Annotated in this window: 1 protein-coding gene; it reads left to right on the top strand. The window is 38.9% G+C overall.

Features of this window, described 5'->3' with window-relative positions:
* Positions 1 to 218 precede the first annotated feature (218 nt).
* Positions 219 to 1,187 carry a transposase gene (locus tag R3X28_RS19155; protein WP_317666485.1) on the top strand — a complete coding sequence of 323 codons (969 nt, stop codon included), beginning with the start codon at positions 219 to 221 and terminating at the stop codon, positions 1,185 to 1,187.
* Positions 1,188 to 1,306: the final 119 nt, after the last annotated feature.

The following is a 1,306-nucleotide window of genomic DNA, read 5'->3' as shown; positions in this document are numbered from 1 at the left end:
TTATACATCTTAAGTTTGATTCTGATTAAATTGAAAGTATAACCAGAAAGAACAAAAGAGAGAATTAAGGTTATGTTATACAGTGAAGCTTAGACTTCGGCAACAATGATAATCCTCTCTCTTTTACTACTTAGACCACGTTCAGTTCTGTGAGACCTTGATCTCGTTTTCAAGTTGTTGTGGGCAGAAGTAGCCGGTTCTTTCATAAAACATTTCCTATGAATAAATATAAAGAAACTTTTGGAGTCGACATTAGTAAAGATGTTTTTGATGTTTACGGTAGTAAAAAAGGTCACGACCAGTACAGGAACGATGAATTTGGATTCAAGAAATTCCTCAAGGAATTACCTGAAGGTTCATTGGTAGTTATGGAAGCTACCGGTTACTACCATTATAGACTTGCACAGTTTCTTTACAAGAACGGAGTAATGGTTTCAGTAATAAACCCATTAATGGTAAAGCGGTTTGTACAGATGAAACTGGCCAAGGTGAAAACGGATAAGAGCGATGCGAAAGCTATTTGTGATTATGCCTTAATAAATGAAGTTCCACTTTACGATGCTTTGACGAATACGCAGAGTGAGTGTCTGCAATTGTTCAGGTTATTGGACACCTATTTAAAGCAACGTACGGCGACCAAGAACAAGATACATGGGGAGGCTGCTTTGGGCATACCATCAAAGTTTGTCCATCGTTCCTTGATACGTAACAAGAAGCAACTGAATAAAGAAGTAACGGCAATCGAATCAAAGATCCTATCATTGGTAAAAGAAGATCAGCAAGAGCAGTTGACCTTGTTGATGTCAATACCGGGGATAGGGCAAAAGACAGCATTGTTCTTAATAGTGGTGACCGATGGTTTCAGCAAGTTCGAAACGGCATCGCAGCTTTGTAGTTACGTAGGTATTACCCCAACGATTCGAGAGTCAGGGACCAGCGTAAGAGGTCGAGCTAGAATAAGTAAGGTCGGTAATAGAAAACTTCGCAATCTATTGTTTCTGTGCTCTTTTAACGCTTGTAAGCACAATAGGGCCTGCAGAGAGGTTTATGAGCGAATCGTGAACAAGGGAAAGAGCAAAAAACTGGCATTGATAGCAGTTGCCAATAAACTGCTTAAACAGTCATTTGCCATTGCAAAATCAGGAAGGCCATATGATGAAACCTACGTTTCAATATTGCCTAGGTAAAGAGTAGGGTAAATACAGTTAAAAAGCTCAAAGAATCTCGTTTTGAACCTATGGGCCTGGAATATAAATGTCTCAGATTAAGGAAGAATTTGTTTGCTTTTTACCTCAGTTCTTTGTTG

Source organism: Maribacter sp. TH_r10 (assembly GCF_033101095.1).
GTDB lineage: Bacteria > Bacteroidota > Bacteroidia > Flavobacteriales > Flavobacteriaceae > Maribacter_A > Maribacter_A luteus.
Note: the sequence above shows the minus strand (reverse complement) of the source record. Positions and strands in the feature narration are given on the sequence as shown.